Source organism: Hafnia paralvei ATCC 29927, assembly GCF_001655005.1.
GTDB lineage: Bacteria > Pseudomonadota > Gammaproteobacteria > Enterobacterales > Enterobacteriaceae > Hafnia > Hafnia paralvei.
On sequence record NZ_LXET01000068.1, the window covers coordinates 1 to 15,863 of the forward strand.

18 protein-coding genes are annotated in these 15,863 nt (G+C 47.9%); 7 read left to right on the forward strand and 11 right to left on the reverse strand.

The features are described from left to right. Window positions 1-362 precede the first annotated feature (362 nt). Together umuD and umuC are read left to right on the forward strand one after the other, a co-directional pair. Entirely contained in the window at window positions 363-788 is a 426-nt protein-coding gene (gene umuD / locus M988_RS21480) for a translesion error-prone DNA polymerase V autoproteolytic subunit (RefSeq protein WP_064575756.1), read from the forward strand. A gap of 1 nt (window position 789) precedes the next feature. Next, window positions 790-2,046 (forward strand): translesion error-prone DNA polymerase V subunit UmuC, encoded by a 1,257-nt coding sequence (gene umuC / locus M988_RS21485; protein WP_064575758.1) that lies wholly within the window; start codon window positions 790-792, stop codon window positions 2,044-2,046. Window positions 2,047-2,050: 4 nt separating this feature from the next. Here umuC and M988_RS21490 read toward each other — a convergent pair whose 3' ends face one another. Together M988_RS21490 and parM are read right to left on the reverse strand one after the other, a co-directional pair. Next, entirely contained in the window at window positions 2,051-2,434 is a 384-nt protein-coding gene (locus M988_RS21490; RefSeq protein ID WP_064575760.1) for a plasmid partitioning/stability family protein, read from the reverse strand. Window position 2,435: 1 nt separating this feature from the next. Then, window positions 2,436-3,407, reverse strand: coding sequence for a plasmid segregation protein ParM domain-containing protein (gene parM / locus M988_RS21495; protein ID WP_064575762.1), 972 nt, complete (start codon window positions 3,405-3,407; stop codon window positions 2,436-2,438). Window positions 3,408-3,637: 230 nt separating this feature from the next. Here parM and M988_RS21500 point away from each other — a divergent pair, with 230 nt between their 5' ends. Together M988_RS21500 and M988_RS21505 are read left to right on the forward strand one after the other, a co-directional pair. Beyond that, window positions 3,638-4,273, forward strand: a complete 636-nt coding sequence (locus tag M988_RS21500) for a division plane positioning ATPase MipZ (protein WP_082919500.1) — start codon at window positions 3,638-3,640, stop codon at window positions 4,271-4,273. 2 nt (window positions 4,274-4,275) lie between these two features. Beyond that, complete coding sequence (locus M988_RS21505; protein ID WP_064575766.1) at window positions 4,276-4,557, forward strand: ribbon-helix-helix domain-containing protein; 282 nt, start codon at window positions 4,276-4,278, stop codon at window positions 4,555-4,557. A 306-nt stretch (window positions 4,558-4,863) separates the two neighbouring features. Here M988_RS21505 and M988_RS21510 read toward each other — a convergent pair whose 3' ends face one another. After that, window positions 4,864-7,617, reverse strand: a complete 2,754-nt coding sequence (locus M988_RS21510; RefSeq protein ID WP_064575767.1) for a TrlF family AAA-like ATPase — start codon at window positions 7,615-7,617, stop codon at window positions 4,864-4,866. A 363-nt stretch (window positions 7,618-7,980) separates the two neighbouring features. Between M988_RS21510 and M988_RS21515 the strand changes: the two genes are divergently transcribed. From M988_RS21515 to M988_RS21525, 3 genes are all read left to right on the forward strand, one after another. Further along, a complete protein-coding gene (locus tag M988_RS21515; protein WP_064575768.1) occupies window positions 7,981-8,601 on the forward strand; it encodes a recombinase family protein in 621 nt (206 codons plus the stop codon). Window positions 8,602-8,684: 83 nt separating this feature from the next. Then, a complete protein-coding gene (locus M988_RS21520; RefSeq protein WP_064575769.1) occupies window positions 8,685-9,626 on the forward strand; it encodes an Rpn family recombination-promoting nuclease/putative transposase in 942 nt (313 codons plus the stop codon). A gap of 252 nt (window positions 9,627-9,878) precedes the next feature. Further along, complete coding sequence (locus M988_RS21525; protein ID WP_064575771.1) at window positions 9,879-10,079, forward strand: hypothetical protein; 201 nt, start codon at window positions 9,879-9,881, stop codon at window positions 10,077-10,079. A gap of 254 nt (window positions 10,080-10,333) precedes the next feature. On the opposite strand, the gene M988_RS21530 is transcribed toward M988_RS21525, so the two are convergent. The 8 genes from M988_RS21530 to M988_RS21560 form a co-directional block, all read right to left on the reverse strand. After that, the gene (locus tag M988_RS21530; RefSeq protein WP_064575773.1) at window positions 10,334-10,597 is read right to left on the reverse strand and encodes a hypothetical protein; all 264 of its coding nucleotides are present in this window, start codon (window positions 10,595-10,597) and stop codon (window positions 10,334-10,336) included. 403 nt (window positions 10,598-11,000) lie between these two features. Further along, window positions 11,001-11,522, reverse strand: coding sequence for a hypothetical protein (locus M988_RS21535; RefSeq protein ID WP_064575905.1), 522 nt, complete (start codon window positions 11,520-11,522; stop codon window positions 11,001-11,003). 82 nt (window positions 11,523-11,604) lie between these two features. Then, entirely contained in the window at window positions 11,605-12,522 is a 918-nt protein-coding gene (locus tag M988_RS21540) for a hypothetical protein (protein ID WP_248846531.1), read from the reverse strand. A 965-nt stretch (window positions 12,523-13,487) separates the two neighbouring features. Beyond that, window positions 13,488-14,351 (reverse strand): incFII family plasmid replication initiator RepA, encoded by an 864-nt coding sequence (gene repA, locus M988_RS21545; RefSeq protein ID WP_064575777.1) that lies wholly within the window; start codon window positions 14,349-14,351, stop codon window positions 13,488-13,490. Next, window positions 14,344-14,424 carry a RepA leader peptide Tap gene (tap, locus tag M988_RS22605; RefSeq protein ID WP_071988831.1) on the reverse strand — a complete coding sequence of 27 codons (81 nt, stop codon included), beginning with the start codon at window positions 14,422-14,424 and terminating at the stop codon, window positions 14,344-14,346. Before tap ends, repA begins: the two co-directional genes overlap by 8 nt. A 227-nt stretch (window positions 14,425-14,651) precedes the next feature. After that, window positions 14,652-14,912, reverse strand: coding sequence for a replication regulatory protein RepA (locus M988_RS21550; RefSeq protein ID WP_064575778.1), 261 nt, complete (start codon window positions 14,910-14,912; stop codon window positions 14,652-14,654). A 145-nt stretch (window positions 14,913-15,057) separates the two neighbouring features. Further along, on the reverse strand, window positions 15,058-15,366 hold the full coding sequence (locus M988_RS21555; protein ID WP_064575780.1) for a hypothetical protein: 309 nt from the start codon (window positions 15,364-15,366) through the stop codon (window positions 15,058-15,060). Window positions 15,367-15,531: 165 nt separating this feature from the next. Continuing rightward, window positions 15,532-15,810 carry a hypothetical protein gene (locus tag M988_RS21560; protein WP_064575782.1) on the reverse strand — a complete coding sequence of 93 codons (279 nt, stop codon included), beginning with the start codon at window positions 15,808-15,810 and terminating at the stop codon, window positions 15,532-15,534. Window positions 15,811-15,863 lie beyond the last annotated feature (53 nt).

Genomic DNA, 15,863 nt, shown 5'->3' on the forward strand with positions numbered 1-15,863 from the left:
GTATACAGACGCCGAAGAACAGGGCAGTCACTCTGCCCTGTTTGAATTAGCGCGTTATTTCCCGCCAGTCATTACCGTATTCGTCACAGGCCATGCATCAAGGAACTTCAGCCCGCGCACAGGACGGACTATCCACATAATGACTGCAGAACATTGTGGATAACCTGCCCGTAACCGATCGAGAGAGGGATGTGACAAGAGAAACCTGCAATTGTTTATTTTTTGAGCTACCGGAAGATAAAATGGCGAATTCTTTTTCAGTTAAAACACGTCATTAGGAAAAAGGAATTTTCCTAACTTGCCATATAGGAACATTCCCGCCCATAATACTGGTAATCCATACAGTATTATGAGTTTTAACAATGAAAGCAGAAATCATCACGGCCATTACAACCTCACGCCTTCAACTGCCACTTTTTAGCGATACCTGTGCTGCCGGTTTTCCTTCCCCGGCTCAGGACTACATTGAAGCGCAGCTCGATTTAAATGATTTCTGTATCCGTCACCCTTCAGCGACTTACTTCGTTCGTGCGCAAGGTGAATCAATGGTTGAAGCGGGAATTTTGTCAGGCGATTTATTGGTGGTTGACCGCGCCCTGACCCCTGCACATGGGGACACCGTCATCGCGGCCATCGATGGGGAATTCACGGTTAAGCGGCTTTGCACACATCCGCAGCTCTGCTTGCAGCCGATGAACAGTGCCTACAGTCCGATACTTGTCGACCCCGATGATTTAGACATTTTTGGCGTCGTCACGCACGCAATTCATACGCTGGACAAAGGTTAATATGTTCCTGCTTTGTGATGTGAACGCCATGTACGCCAGCTGTGAGCAACTGTTTAGGCCCGACTTGAAGGGAAAACCGGTGATCGTGCTTAGCAATAACGACGGAGCGATTGTCGCAGCGAACAGAGAGGCAAAGGCACTCGGCATCAAACGAGGCGCCCCATTTTTTCAAACTAAGGCATTGATTCAACAGCATCAGATAGCCTGTTTCAGCTCGAATTACGCGTTATATGGAGACATCAGCCACCGTGTCATGACGATATTGGAGTCGCTGGCCCCCTCGCTCGAAATTTATAGCATCGATGAGGCATTTCTACAGATAGCCGGTATCGATGCTAGCGAACCTTATCTGGAGTTTGGACGACGAGTCCGTGCGACCGTAGCTCAAAGAACAGGTTTAGTTTGCGGGATAGGGATTGCACAAACGCGGACGTTGGCCAAGTTAGCCAACCACGCAGCAAAGACCTGGCCCGCCACGGGCGGCGTGGTGGATTTAAGCGATCGCATACGTCAGCGCAAACTGATGGCGCTGCTGCCGGTCGACGAGGTATGGGGAATTGGCCGCAAACTATCGACAAAGCTTCGGCTGATGGGCATTGAAACGGTTCTGCAGCTGGCTGACGCTAACTTGCAGTTGATGAAGAAAACATTCGGCGTCGTTGTTGAGAGAACCATCAGAGAGTTAAACGGTATACCGTGTATATCGATTGAAGCGCTACCAGCCAAACAACAAATCATCTGCAGCCGCAGTTTTGGAGAACGCATCACGCAGCTGCAGGATATGAAACAAGCGGTATGCCAGTATGCCGAACGTGCTGCTGAGAAGCTGCGCGAGGAAAAGCAGTATTGCCGCCACGTTAGCGTTTTCCTACGTACCAGTCCGTATGCAAATGAGCCGCAGTACGGCAACAGTGCGAATCAGGTCATGATGTTGGCCACACAGGATACGCGCGATATTGTCGCCGCAGCGATGAAAGCGCTGTCTCAAATCTGGCGGGATGGATATCGCTATCAAAAGGCGGGCATCATGCTCAATGATTTTTGCAGTCGTCCGGGCCAGATAGACATGTTTGATGAGACGCCGCCGCGCGCGAACAGTGAAAATCTGATGAAAGTTGTCGATCGCATCAATAGCACAGGTATCGGAAAAGTATGGTTTGGCGGACAGGGAATTGAGAAAGGCTGGAGGATGAAGCGGGAACTGCTTTCACCCTCATATACAACTAAATGGTCAGAACTTCCTAAAGCCTCAATTTGAGTATTTAGAGAAACCCCTTAAGTTTACTGCGTGCGGCATTCAGATCTAATTCTTCGGCGGTCTTTTTCTCATTAGGCTCGGGGGATATCTGTCCCGCACCTAACTCGGACAAAATAGCGCGTATATCCCCTTGTGAAGGCTTCCACCCTGTTGTCTCGCTAATCATGTTCACGACGTTGTCAGAGGTCAGTTTATCGGTGAACAAGGTTGCCAGTAAGGCTGGCAGTCGACTATCAAGGTGCTGTAATGCAAGTCCTGCGACCAATGCATTTCGATAGAGCTCCCCACGCCCAGCGCGAGGAACCGTTTCTATCACCGCCAATGCTTGGGCATCAGAAGGTTGATCCGGATGTAAATACAGCGTGAATTTCTTCCGCTCGTCACTCACATCATTCTCCTTTAAATGCGGCTATCGCTTGTACTAAGGCCATCTGCGGATTATCCATCATAACGACTTTTTGTCCCAAATGGTGCCACGCAGATTTGACGGCTGGCGCAACAAGTGATGCCCCACCGCCAACGATATATACCCGATTAACATGACGGAATTCAGCTAATTCATCAACAACACGCTCACCCAGTTTGGCAATCGCGGACTCAATGGTATCAATCACGAGAGGTATTTTGCTCTCATCGTTAACCACTTGGCTAACGAACTCGGCATTATCACGATGCTTGATTAGTTCATCTGCGACCATTGGACTGGTATCGCTTGATGCCATTTTAAGTGCGCTTAATGCAGCCTGAGTCACCATCGAAACCCCAATATTGGCATTACCATGAATGGCGCTTACATCTTCAAACTGGCCAACGATGACGCCCACATCCAGCGTTGTCCCGCCTAAATCGATAACCAGTGACTTCTCAAACGACCCTACTTTATCTTTAACTAACTGAGCGAACACCGCAGGAAGCGATTCGGGCATCACGTCAATGTGCTCTATCGTAAAGGTTTGCCCTTTATTGAGTGTCACAGGTCGCATCAAGTTATCAATTTTGCGCTGGATATTGAGCTCATTCTTCTGGCATTCCGGCGTGTAGTACTCACTAATTGGCAGAGTAACCGTTAATGAGACGGATTGAGGATCCAGACCACTGTTCAGCAATGCGTGGTGAACAGCCAATACATTGGCGTCGGAATATTGATACTCAATATGAGTAGTATTGATAGCGAGATTGCTCACTTCATCATATGTATACTTTTTACCGTCTAATGAATAGTTGAAGGTTTGGCGATTTCCCAGCCCCTCTACTTTCCATCCAGAACGGAAAGAGTTAGCAGATAGAGACGTGCAAAGCTCCTTCCCTTCATACCAGGCCAGTTTTACGTTAGTAGAACCATCATCACAGAAGATATTCATATAAACCGCACCCTTCCTATTACTCAATTTGAGAAAAAACTATCGAATCAGTGTCTAAATACTCACTTTGAGTAACGCATCATAAGTGTGAAATATTAAAACGCAAGTAATAAATATGAATTCATACTAATTAAATAATATTTCATACTTAATACTTCATAAATATTTGACGCATGATCGCTTGCAAGATAATATTTCATACTTCATATATCATATTTATGAGGTTGAAAGTGATTACAGTCATCGGCGGTAATAAAGGTGGTTCAGGAAAAACAACCACTGCAGTAAATCTCGCTGTCGCATTGGCAGTCAAAGGTGAAGACGTTTGCTTGTTGAATGGAGATATTCAAAGAACAGCTGCAAAATGGCATGCTGAACGCGAAGCAGCTGCGTTGTTGCCAGCGCTAACGCTAATTGAAAAATTTGATAATCTCACGCAAACATTACGCGCTCTTGATGAAAAATATTCTCACGTAATAGTTGATGTTGCAGGTCGTAACTCTCGTGAATTCATTACAAGTGGAGTTGTCGCTCACCAGATCATTGCACCTCTACAATGCTCTCAGCCTGATTTGGACACTTTAGTAGAACTTCAACAACAAGTTGAAGCGATGCGTGACTTAAACCCTGACCTTAAAGTGTTTTGCCTACAAAGTATGGCAACAACGAACCCAGTGCTTCGGGGAAATGAGCGAAAAGAATTTCTCGAGTACCTTGAAGAATTCCCAACAATTAAAGCTCTAGAATCGGTGGTTTGTTTTCGAAAGGTTTACCGGGACAGCATGAGTAATGGAATGGGGGTTTTAGAAACTGACAACAAAGCAGCTAAATTGGAAATAGAACAGCTCATCAGTGAGGTATTTTAATAATGGTTAAAAAACCTAGCTTACAGGCGACAAATCGTCCCGATGTTACTACCGAACAAGCAGAAGCCCTCGCTAATAAACTAGCTGATAAGCCATATGGTTCACCGGAAAGAACTGAGCAAGAAAAGCAATGCAGGACCACAATATCACTAGGGGAAAAAATGTTAGTTACAATTGAAGACATAGCCCTTAAGAACAAGCGTAGTGGTAAAGATCCTAAGAATGTCAGCGCCATAGTCAGAGAAGCACTTGAGTTGTACCTGAATCAAGTAAGTAATAAGTAATAAGTAATAAGTAATAAGTAATAAGTAATAAGTAATAAGTAATAAGTAATAAGTAATAAGTAATAAGTAATAAGTATGGTATATGAAAAAGCTGGCGAAAGTCAGCTTTTTCATGTCTGAAGCGTTACTTTGCCCATCAGTTTTCAGTTAATACCTCATATGTATTCTTTCATCATGAATAAGATACATATCTGCATTAAAGCCGTTCACGTGTAGGCGGTCCACTTCGTGCCAAGAGCGGACGTTAACGACCAAGCACCGGCGGCAATTGAGCGCAGCGGAATTGCCGTCCGAGTGCAGCGCCTTTTATGTGATTACTGCATTGATTCGTTTATATCTTTGGTTAAAGGCCTCTCTGCCACCTTCCATCACTCGGCATATCTCATCGCGTATGGAAGGCTCTTGAAGCCCCCCTTGCGTCACAATTCTGGTTTGGCCAGACCTAATATCAAGGGCAATGACGTTTTCCGCGTCACCATTCACGACGATGTTAGCGTTGTGCGTGACTACTAAAACCTGCCGTCTCTGTTTGATCTCCCGCAATTGCGTCACGATCAGGTCATAGATCAAGTGGTTGTCAAGATCGTCCTCAGGCTGATCAAGTACGAGAGGCTCATTGCCATATGAAAGGATAAATGCAAGGAGAGCAGCAGTTTTTTGACCCGGAGATCCTTGCTCTACGGGTTTGAAGCTCTCACCGTTCTTAAGGCTATATCTGATTTCCAGAGAATCACCTGGAAACCAGCATTGAATTCGATCTATCTGTTCCGGAGTTAGCCCCTGAATGTGGGATACAAAGCGTCGATCTTTGGAGGAAGCCACCGCTGTAGTATCGTTCGCATGTATTGCAAGTAGCGATGATTTCAATGTCTCAATTTTATCATCCATAGTTCTGGATTGGTCTTGCGTTAGATTAGCCAGCAAGCCCTCATCCCCGTCAACTACCCCAATATCGCGATCAAAGCCGCCACTGCCGCGGCCGATCAGGTTACGGAATTCTTCCTCTACCGTGAGCTTGTTTCCATACGGAATGACATTGATTTGTACATATGAATTGCCGACGAGGGTCTCCTTGAGAAAGTCCTCGCGAAGCTTGGTTATCTTGGCCCGATGCTCATGGAGCTTGGCCAAGTACTCTTCCGCGCTCTTCTGATGCTGAGCAAGAGTTTCTCTCTTTTTGTTAAATCCCTTGAGCTTATCTTCGAAATCTTGCCGCTGCTTAACCAGAACACCATATGCAGATGGATCGCCCGCATCTGCTGCGCTGAGTTGACCGAGGAGGTCGTTGTATTCCTGAATCGCCGTTGTGATTTTTTTCGATATTCCCAGGCCTGGCCGCGTTTGATTCCATGCGCTCTTCGCATCATCAATCCGCTGTGCGATTAAATTCATCTCTGTCTGGAGCTTCTTAAACGTCGCACGGATGTCCTCGGCAGTATCGATGAGTTCTTTGTCATCCTCATTCCCAACGTCGAAATGTTGTAAATCCAATTCTGGTGGCAACAGACTTCCTGAAATGTCCCGGACCTGTTCGGCGGAACCTTCCCAAGTCTTTCCCCAGGAGTCCATAGCCTTGCTCTGGTTCTGTCTGAGCTGGTAAGCCTTAAGGACATCCGCGTGGCCCGCCTTTTCAAAAACATCGAGCTTGCGTTTGACGTCCTCAAGCTGACCTTTGGTTACCGATTCCTCCTGAAGTCCGGCCTGAACTTCACGTTCCTGGGCGCGAATCGAGAGATATTTGGAAACCAATTCCTCCCACTTAAGTTGCCAATCACGATGATTGACCGCCGGGGCATCATCGACAACCTGCAAGAGCGCCTGGGGATGCTTAGCCAGTTCGAATATCTGTTTCTGGCTGTAAATCCTGACAGGAAATCGTTGTGCTATGTCTCCCTCGGAAGCGCTCCAGATTCCGAGAGCGGTCTCTTCCTCTATGGCGTATCTGTTGTCGGTGTTAGACCAAGTGATTCGAAAGCGGCCACCGTCTTTTCGAATGCAGACGGTAATTTTCGTGACATCTCTTAACAGCCCTTCATCCTGGCGGTCTTTCGACGTTTGACTGTATTTGGTAAATTCCTTTTCAAGGCTCTTGGGGATTTCTCCCTTCCGTTTAAGAGCAATCCGCAGGAACTCCAACGAAGTCGATTTCCCAGTGCCTCGTCCACCAATGATGGTGTTGAGCCAGGGGTTCAATTGGCAGGATAAGGATTGCCCTCGACCCAGGTACTTCGCATCGTCGACCACGATACTTTCGATGACGAGTTGTCCATGGGTGTTGGGGTCACCAACGAAGTTGTCCGACCGCTTCAGTGAAAGAGCCCCATCAATGAGCGCCAGCCGTAATCCGTCATATGAGGGCTCCGACATTTTTACCCAGGTGAAATGGCTACCAGGGTAGCGTTGACCTCCGGTACCGGACGGATGATGGGAATCGGTTCCAAGAATCTCTGCCCAATTCAAATTCTTGCCGATGTAAAGCTGCGGTTTTGCCTGAGCCAGGTCCGTTACCTCCATGGCAAATACACATTTGTTGTCGAGCACTTGCTCCAGTGTGTTGCCGGTACAGACCGTAAAAAGTCCGCTGGCCTGATCGACATGAGCAGGTATTGCAAGCCCACCTGACCTGACAATTTCGTCAATCACCTCAACTGCAGAGCATTCAGAACAGCCGTCGCTCTTTCCCTTGGTGGCGCGATATCTGACCGCACCGAGCAGTGAGTCGATATCAGAGGTTGTCTTGTCTTGGCCGAAAATGGCCAGAATATGGATATTCCCCTGAACGGTAAGCTCAACGCCTGGGAAGAGGTAGAGCGGTCGATAATCCGCATGACCTTCAGATTCCAGCTCTTGGAGTGCTTGCTTGAGTGGATCAATCCAGGCGCCTGAGTTGTGATCCGTTACCGCGACACAATCGATGCCTTGCCGCATGTAGTTGAGCAGCCAATTCTTATGAGTGATCTGCTTATACTGGGCCTGGTCAGGACCTTTCCCATAATCGTCCGATGCCGGAGTATGATTGTGGAAGTCGAATTTCCACCACCGTGAACCAATCCAGTTCATTTATACTGTTCCTGTTCTTTTCGCATAACAACTTATTAGTGCGACCGTGCAAGGTCGCTAACCTTGCAAACTAGATTACCTTGTAAGGTTGGAAAGTCCAATGTCCGCAATTCGCTCATAGCGGACTTTCAATTCCCTTTTCTTATCTCGGGTAAATACGTTCCATCCCAAAAACCCCGCATCTGTTCAAAACTTGCTTTTGGATAGACGCGGGGTTGGACAAGCCCGCAGGGCGCGTCAGCTAGCCATATTTGGGTATACTTCTGAGTCACCACCTCAAAATATGCCATTTCATATCAATGTGACCATATAAGTGATACCATTAATAAAATGACCACTTAAACGTTACCTAAAGGCTAAAAAATGCTCATTTTTGGTTATCTGCGAGCATCAACCTCTGAACAAGATGCCACTCGCGCTAAAAATGCGTTAAAGAATTTTGCTCGCCAACATGGCCACCGAATTGCTGGCTGGTATGTCGACAATATCTCCGGTGCAACGATGACGCGCCCAAAACTCGTGCAACTGCTTGAAGAGGCTGAGCCAGGGGATATTATTCTCATTGAGCAAGTGGATAGGCTTTCTCGATTGGACGACGTGGGATGGGAAGCGCTAAGAAAGCAGATAACGGATAAGCAGCTGTCTATCGTGAGTCTTGATTTACCAACCAGCCATTTGGCGCTCAATAACGCCGTTAGCGATGAATTCACTCGCAGTATGCTTAAAGCCGTTAATGGCATGATGCTGGATATGCTCGCAGCTATATCCAGAAAAGATTATGAGGATCGACGTCGCCGTCAGGCGGAAGGCATAAGCAAAGCGAAATCGGAAGGTAAATATCGGGGCAGGGTGGCTGATGCACAAAAACACGAGCTGATACGCACACTCCGGCTAACTCATGGAAAGTCCCTGCGTGAAACAGCTCGCCTCGCGGGAGTATCGAAAATGACGGTGATCCGCGTTTGCCAACAAGGCGAGGAGTAAAGATATGTCATACCGAGTACTTAACATCTTGTATTGCTCTGATTGTGATAGCATTCACTCATTATCTTTCAGAGTCTGGACTGATGAAGAAGAAAAACAGTACCCCCACGCCGCATGATGCCACATTTAGGCAGTTTCTCACCCAGCCAGAAATTGCACGTGACTTCATGGAATTACACCTTCCTGCGGAGCTTCGGGCAATCTGCGACCTCAGCACGTTAAAGCTGGAGTCAGGCTCCTTTGTTGAAGATGATTTACGTCAGTACTTCAGTGATGTGCTTTATAGCCTCGATACCGTGGAGGGCGAGGGCTATGTTCATGTGTTGATCGAACATCAAAGCTCACCCGATAAGCATATGGCTTTTCGCTTAATTCGTTACGCGGTCGCGGCTATGCAACGCCACCTTGAAGCGGGCCATACTAAGTTGCCGCTCGTCATACCGGTGCTGTTTTACGTGGGTAAACGCAGTCCTTATCCGTACTCCACGCGGTGGTTAGATGAGTTTGACGACCCCGAACTGGCACATAAACTCTATAGTGGTGCATTCCCACTGGTTGATGTGACGGTTATTCCAGACGATGATATTATGGAACACCGCAGCATGGCCGCACTGACTCTGCTGCAAAAGCACATTCATCAACGTGATATCGCCACCTTGACGGACAGACTGGCCACGTTGCTGATGGCAGACTATCTCTCTTCACCGCAGGTGATGGCGCTGATACACTATTTATTACAGGCCGGTGAGTCTGCTGACTCTGAAGCCTTTGTTCGCGAACTGGCACAGCGTGTGCCGCAGCATGGAGACGCACTTATGACCATCGCACAACAGCTCGAACAGAAGGGCATCGAGAAGGGGATCGAGAAGGGCATTGAGAAAGGGATCCAACTCGGTGAACAACGTGGTATCGAGAAAGGCAAACTCGAAGTGGCACGCAGTCTGTTAAAAATGGGCATGTCGCGTGAATCAGTGCAGGAAGCAACCGGCCTTTCTGAGGACGATTTGGCGCAAATCCGCCACTAATCGTCTCTGCTCTACACTCCCTGCCAGACCCTCAACATAGACTGATGGGGCAGGGATACGTCACACACAGATCCCGCCGGCCAACCACAGCGATTTGGCCGCCCTTCAACTTCAGATTAACTTACCGACCATCGTCACATCCCACATTGAGGTTGCTAAGCGCGTGATACAAAATCGCCCCCTTGCGTATTACATGAGTCATTTACAATAATGACTTTGATATTACTGTTGATTTGATGAAAGAGGATCTTAATGGCAAAAATCAAAACCCATACCGGTATCATTATGACAAAAGACGGGGAGCGGACCGTGCCACTACACGAGACGGCGACAACCTGGTGTGCAGGTCAGCGCGAAACTTATGACAAGTTCACCGGTCGTCGTTGCGGCGCTCCACTGTCTAAACACCGCTTGATTCTATCCAGCGTGAAGATTAATGAAGAAACCTCATAAAGAAGCGCGCAAAGCCGCACGAGCAGAAAAAAACCACGTGAGCCCGATCCGATATTTCCCAAAGCCAGCACGCCTTGGCGCGATGATGAGTCGTGGTCAAAAACCTTCCGACCGCTTGCACAAGTGATCAGTGATGAAGTCGCAGCAGCGAACCATGAAGCCGATGCTTAACCCGCATCCATGACTGCGCCCCGTGGACAAACGCTGCATACCTGCACCAAATCCACCACGCAGCCAGCAACGACTATCGTGTGCTAGTCGTTCTCTTGCCCTTTCGGTGGTATGACGACAAACGGTTGGCCTTTTGCTTGACGTATTGCTTCTTTCATCACGCGCAGTAGCAGCGCATCATTCCAGTTTGCATCAATGTGGATCACTGGTTTACCGACAGCAAAGCGGGCTGCGATTAACTCTCGCAGCGTATCTTCCGCCATCTGATGTGCTGACGTTTTAGCTGCTTTAGGCTTCACCGTGCATATCTGTGGTAGCTGCGATAGACGTAAACCACGTCGTGTCATCAATACATCCCCTCGCTAATTCGATGTCCTAATGGCAACAAGTGCCGACTTCACATCTCCTTGGCCCCCAAATAGGGGTCAGTTTGGATATAGAGAATTATTGTACGCGTACAATAGGGTGTACTCCCGCGCTATACGGCATTTTCAGGGGTTTGACCTTAATCGGATAACCTAAATGCGAGACTGCAAGAGCGACAACTTAAAAGCGATAGCCGCTGACGCAAAATCAACCCCTTACGAACCACGATTGATTAAATAATGCGCTTAACGTACAAAAATTCTCTATATCCAAACTGACCCCAAATAGACACCTATCACATGAGGTTCTACGCCGGAAATTTCAGCTGTTCCAGCGTAGAACCCTTTAACGTGAGTTTTCGTTCCACTGAGCGTCAGACACCCTTTACAGACCCTTTTCCTTTCTTTTAAAGTAAAAAACAGGCACATTTCTCACGTTATAAATCTGCATAATAAGCAATGTTCTATGTCTGCCATCGATAATTCGTTGCCCGTCATCAGACATTTGAGGGTATTCAATCTTTCCTTTACTTAAATAGGTTTTAATTTTGTGCCATCGGCGCGGATCAATATTGAAAGCTTGAACGCCAAGTGACCTTAACAGAATAAACCCATTAATTGTCGTAACCACGGGCTCTTTTCTCATTCTTTCAGGAAGTTGATGATGGTCAGCAACCTGAGCCACTGACGGCAGATAAAATTCTAAATCCTGTAGTGAAGGATACTGCAATCCACTATTATCCTTCGGAATTTCATCAAAGGATTTGAACGGATACTTAGACATATACTCATTAATTTTTTCAGACGGTAAATGTGCAAACCAGCTGGGATCAGGCCTGTTAGCTTCTTCTTCTGCTTTAATTCTCTTAAAAGACTCCGGAAACAAATCCTCTATCCTTCTATTCAACAAAATTTACTCCATCAGTAAGGGGGTAGGTTGAGTAACCACGGCCGTTACCCAAGTTCGAAATGCTCGGATATTAACCCTCTCAGCGCACGGCCCAAGAGTAATGTTTTTCCGCATAGCGGTGCAGTCGGTAAAAATTCTGCTCATCGCCACCGATAAAAATACCGTTATCCATTATCCCCTCCGCCAGTCGCTGAGTGTACCTGTACGCGGCCTCATCCAGCTCTGCCCGACTTCCCCACGAGCCCTGTTGTTTACGCCAGTTCAGCTGCACCGCTTTCAGCAGACGGCACATCTGCTGGCAGATGAAGTAGCAGGCGACCACATTTTGCGCATCACCCACAAAAATCACGTCGCTGTCCGGCCGCATCATTTCGTTCCACAGATAGACATCAATGCAGCCCAGCATCATGGCCACGCGCTTTGCCACAAAACCGCCATACCAGTAATACGCGGTGCGAGGTATGTTCAGCCGGCGGCTCTCGGCAATATTACCTGTGTGAAATGACAGTAGGTCAGACTCAGTCAGCTCGCGGACCAGCGTCTCGAGCACCCGGTGCCAAGCATCCGTTTCACTGCACTCAGATAACGCAGAAAAATAGCGGCTGACAATACCGGCAATCTGCTGTTCCGGCACGACCTTGCTGGTGACCGCCGGCGGAGATAGCTTACGACACAATTCCTCCCGCTCAACGAGTGCCTTGAGCATGGCATCAGGCGTCACATTATTCACGATGGCCAGCGACGCAACGCGTTCACGTAGGTCATCAGAGAGAAAGACACCTGCGTCGACGGCAACGGCGGCAGGCACCCTGACGCGGCGTGATACGGGCTTATAGATTTCACCTGTTTCTGGTCTGATTTTTAGTCCCGCTTTCAGCCAGCGGCTCAGTTCTTGAGGCAGGATATCAGGGTTGTCTTTCAGAAAACGTGCGCGGTTTCCTCGTTCTGGGCCATACGCGCTGTCAATGTAATCACTCAGTTGCATTGTGATATCCACAGAAGTGTTTATAAACACAATCGTTTATATCATGTACAGTCCGGACAGGCGAGCAGTGCGTAGCCAGTCTTTGAATGCCGCTTTGCGGCATGGAGGCGCCAGCTGTTGTTGAATATGACATTAACGTTAAATGGCGCCGGTAACGCGGCGAAGCCGCCCTGCTTTGATAGATTTCACCAATCCCTCTCCCGCCCTGCAAAGCCAAACCCACTAAAAGCGACGTAGAAGTTTCATTATGCGAACGGAGTGACCACGACAAGGCTTTGCCGCAGTCGGGGTGTATCTCCGCGTTAGCGGGTCGTAGAGCCGCTTACGAGCATGTATCTGAAACAACCCGCTACATCATTTACAGCAACACAAATCCTCTAGTTACAACATCCACTTATAAAGCGACTCATTTCCGGCCCTATGGGCCGGGGGCGAGCCGCTTTGCAGTGGGTGAGGTTTCGCGCTGTTGTTGCCGATATGCACGGATTGCTGTGTGGATGTCTAGAGTGTTGTCACTAAAGTGATTTGTATGGGGCCCGTCGCATAGCGATGGGAGGAACTTTAGGTTGTGTCGAACCGGCGCGGACTTTAGTCCGCTGCAAGGGCGAACATTATCAGGAACCTTTCCACAGGTCAGGTGACGAATAGGTAATTTCTTTATAAGAAGAATAAAAAAGGTATTTAAAAGAAGTACTGAGTAGTTGTTTAAAGGAAACCACGCACTTTGAAAAGCCTCCGGCTAGCGCTCTGTAAACATATCGGTTGTAACCTTATGGAAAAGTCCCTTGCACTTAATGGTGGATAACCTAATTCGACAGCCAGAGGTGACAAATATGAGGTATTTTTTGGCTATTCTGGAGGTGATTCAGGGGAAATATCTGGGTGGAAAAGCGCTATTTTGGTCGAATAATCATCAGTGGCAGGCTGTAGACGTGCGAAATCCTCCGGCGTCGACCGGATTTTTGGAAAATCAGGGGTTAGGTGGGGAGAGTGACCAACCGCGTGTAGTTGTTACCGCGCGACATCAGCATGCGCTCTTTCACTCGACGCGCCAACTCTCGTTTCAAGGCATCAAGGCCGCCGACAAAGCGCCCGCTGGCGTATTCACGCGTCAGCTGTTGTTTCACCAGAGTCTCGATATCCTTTCGGGTTCTGTCCGCGTCACGTCGAGCACGGGCGCGTTTCAGTCCGTGTCGTTTGCGCTCAGACTGATAGCTGCGGAAGCGCTCGCGCACAAACCGCCAAGCCTTCGCGATGAGCTCATCCATCTCCAGAGGCTTCAGCTTCTGCTTCTGACGCTGCTGGTTTTCCCATTCAACACGACTGCGCCGCGCGGCCACTACAGCCACGTCAGAGACGTCAAGCGTGGAGAATAGGGCAGGCGTGAAGGTGATATCAGTCGGAATGTTACAGCCAATCGTGGGGTCATACTCGGTCTGATAAGTAATCAGGCCCAATTCTGCCATGAATTTCAGCGCTCGCGTGGCGCGGGTAATAGAGAGATTGCCACTCTTTGACTCTGTAGCCAGACCGCATTCGATGGCCAAATTGGTAATCGAACGCTGTACACGGTTAGCCAGTGGATCATAGTGGAAGCACAGCCCCTGAAGTAACGTATCGATGGCGCGCCGGCGCAGCAAGGGAGGCATGCGGTGACGCGTCCCCATAGAACGAGCAAAGGCGACATGCATAGAAAAATCAAAACGGGACGTAAAGCCTTCGGCTTTTGCCATTAGCTTACGGCAGAACGGCAGGGTCTTTTTACCCTCACGCGGAGTGAACTCCGGATTCGGATTTTTGACCTGACGGTAATGCGTGAACAGGGCCTGAGCGTCAACCACACCTTCCTGCGCTTATGTTGCACGGAAGGAGCAGGTAGCACAGAAGGTATTGCAGTTTTCTGAGCATGCACATATACTCCCTGCATAGAGCAACAGCTTCTATGCAGTTTTAGTCGGCCCCGATTAATCTCTCCACTCGCCAAAGTTAAGGAGATTATCGGGGTTTCGTTTTTTCTGGCTCCGGGTAAACACCTCATCAGAACCAGTTCCCTGCCACCTTACGGCGTGGCTCGCCAAAAATTCTCTCAAACGATCAGTAATCTAACACTCACCCGCTTAACAAGCAAGAATGTCAAAGGTTCACATTTTTTCGCAGCGACGTTCAGTCTCAATCTGAATGAGTTTCTCTATCATTTCTCCCTGAGTTAACCCCTCTTGCTCGCATAAGTGCAAAAGCTGGTCTTTCATCGGGTTTCGGATAAATACATTCACTTCTTTATGAGTTTCACGTTTACGTGCAATCGAAGCCAACTGCCTTTCAGTCGCTGACATCGGATTACCTTTTCGATAAGGGCGCTTCGTTTTCGATGAGGAAGTCACTGCGTTTGTGGATTGTGACATCTCTGCCTCCTCAAGGATAAAAAAAGGATCGTTGGGCAAAGCATACTACAGATGTCTAAAATCAGCGACTTAACTTTTTCTCTTCAGACAGTCTTTGTGTTGGCGCACGGAGGACTGCGTTGAGAAAAAGCGAGGGGGATGCGTTTTAGGCTATTTGACGCAGCCAGTAGCACACAGGGCCATTCTGACTGGCGTGAATAGAGCCAATAAACCAGCCATCGTCATCAGGCGGCATCACATGCCAATCTCGCGCGCATGGGTTCTCTTGTCCCCGCGCGAGTTCGGCTAAATAGGCCTCGGGATCTTCATCACACATCAGCATGACAAAACACGCTAACTGATGCGTTCTGAGCCAAGACGTCAGGTGGGCGGTCGTTTCACATCCACTTCGCACTAACGAAGGGTGTGTCCAATAACCCAACGCATCACGTTCAACCGCTACCGAAATAATCATTTCTCAGATCCTAGCGAAAATACGTTTTTGAAAAAATACAGTTTTAAATAACGATACATCATCATTTTCCTTTTAGCATGAATTATCATCATGGGTAATTAATTAAATCACCCTGCCTTGAATAGTGAATTAATTAGCAGAGATAAATAGTGGCATGAATACAGTTTATTTTAAGTCACTCGTATCTTCGGAGTGACTTAATTGAAACCGTTGTGAAAAAACATATCCCTCCAGAGTTATCGTGACCTCGGGTTCATCCGGGTGACACAACGTGATGCTTGTCACAGCAACCTCAGTGAGGTCAAAGCCTGCGCCGATTAGACACCGAATAACATCGTCTCTATTATTGATATGCCCACACTCCACTAAGTTGCGCACACCATTAACAATGGCTGTTTTAGCCGCCTCTATTTCATGGGAATTCATTAATACGGCATCTTCCATATCATAATCCTCGTGATTTATATTTTCATAAAGGAATAAAAAAAGCAGTTCCC

What these genes read in the sequence shown, in the direction of transcription:
- M988_RS21520 (WP_064575769.1), top strand. Translation starts at nt 8,685, where the DNA reads ATGAAGAAGAAAAACAGTACCCCCACGCCGCATGATGCCACATTTAGG.
- M988_RS21550 (WP_064575778.1), bottom strand. Translation starts at nt 14,912, where the DNA reads ATGTCACAATCCACAAACGCAGTGACTTCCTCATCGAAAACGAAGCGC.
- M988_RS21555 (WP_064575780.1), bottom strand. Translation starts at nt 15,366, where the DNA reads ATGATTATTTCGGTAGCGGTTGAACGTGATGCGTTGGGTTATTGGACA.
- M988_RS21510 (WP_064575767.1), bottom strand. Translation starts at nt 7,617, where the DNA reads ATGAACTGGATTGGTTCACGGTGGTGGAAATTCGACTTCCACAATCAT.
- M988_RS21525 (WP_064575771.1), top strand. Translation starts at nt 9,879, where the DNA reads ATGGCAAAAATCAAAACCCATACCGGTATCATTATGACAAAAGACGGG.
- umuD (WP_064575756.1), top strand. Translation starts at nt 363, where the DNA reads ATGAAAGCAGAAATCATCACGGCCATTACAACCTCACGCCTTCAACTG.
- M988_RS21515 (WP_064575768.1), top strand. Translation starts at nt 7,981, where the DNA reads ATGCTCATTTTTGGTTATCTGCGAGCATCAACCTCTGAACAAGATGCC.
- parM (WP_064575762.1), bottom strand. Translation starts at nt 3,407, where the DNA reads ATGAATATCTTCTGTGATGATGGTTCTACTAACGTAAAACTGGCCTGG.
- M988_RS21560 (WP_064575782.1), bottom strand. Translation starts at nt 15,810, where the DNA reads ATGGAAGATGCCGTATTAATGAATTCCCATGAAATAGAGGCGGCTAAA.
- M988_RS21530 (WP_064575773.1), bottom strand. Translation starts at nt 10,597, where the DNA reads ATGACACGACGTGGTTTACGTCTATCGCAGCTACCACAGATATGCACG.
- umuC (WP_064575758.1), top strand. Translation starts at nt 790, where the DNA reads ATGTTCCTGCTTTGTGATGTGAACGCCATGTACGCCAGCTGTGAGCAA.
- tap (WP_071988831.1), bottom strand. Translation starts at nt 14,424, where the DNA reads ATGTGCATGCTCAGAAAACTGCAATACCTTCTGTGCTACCTGCTCCTT.
- M988_RS21505 (WP_064575766.1), top strand. Translation starts at nt 4,276, where the DNA reads ATGGTTAAAAAACCTAGCTTACAGGCGACAAATCGTCCCGATGTTACT.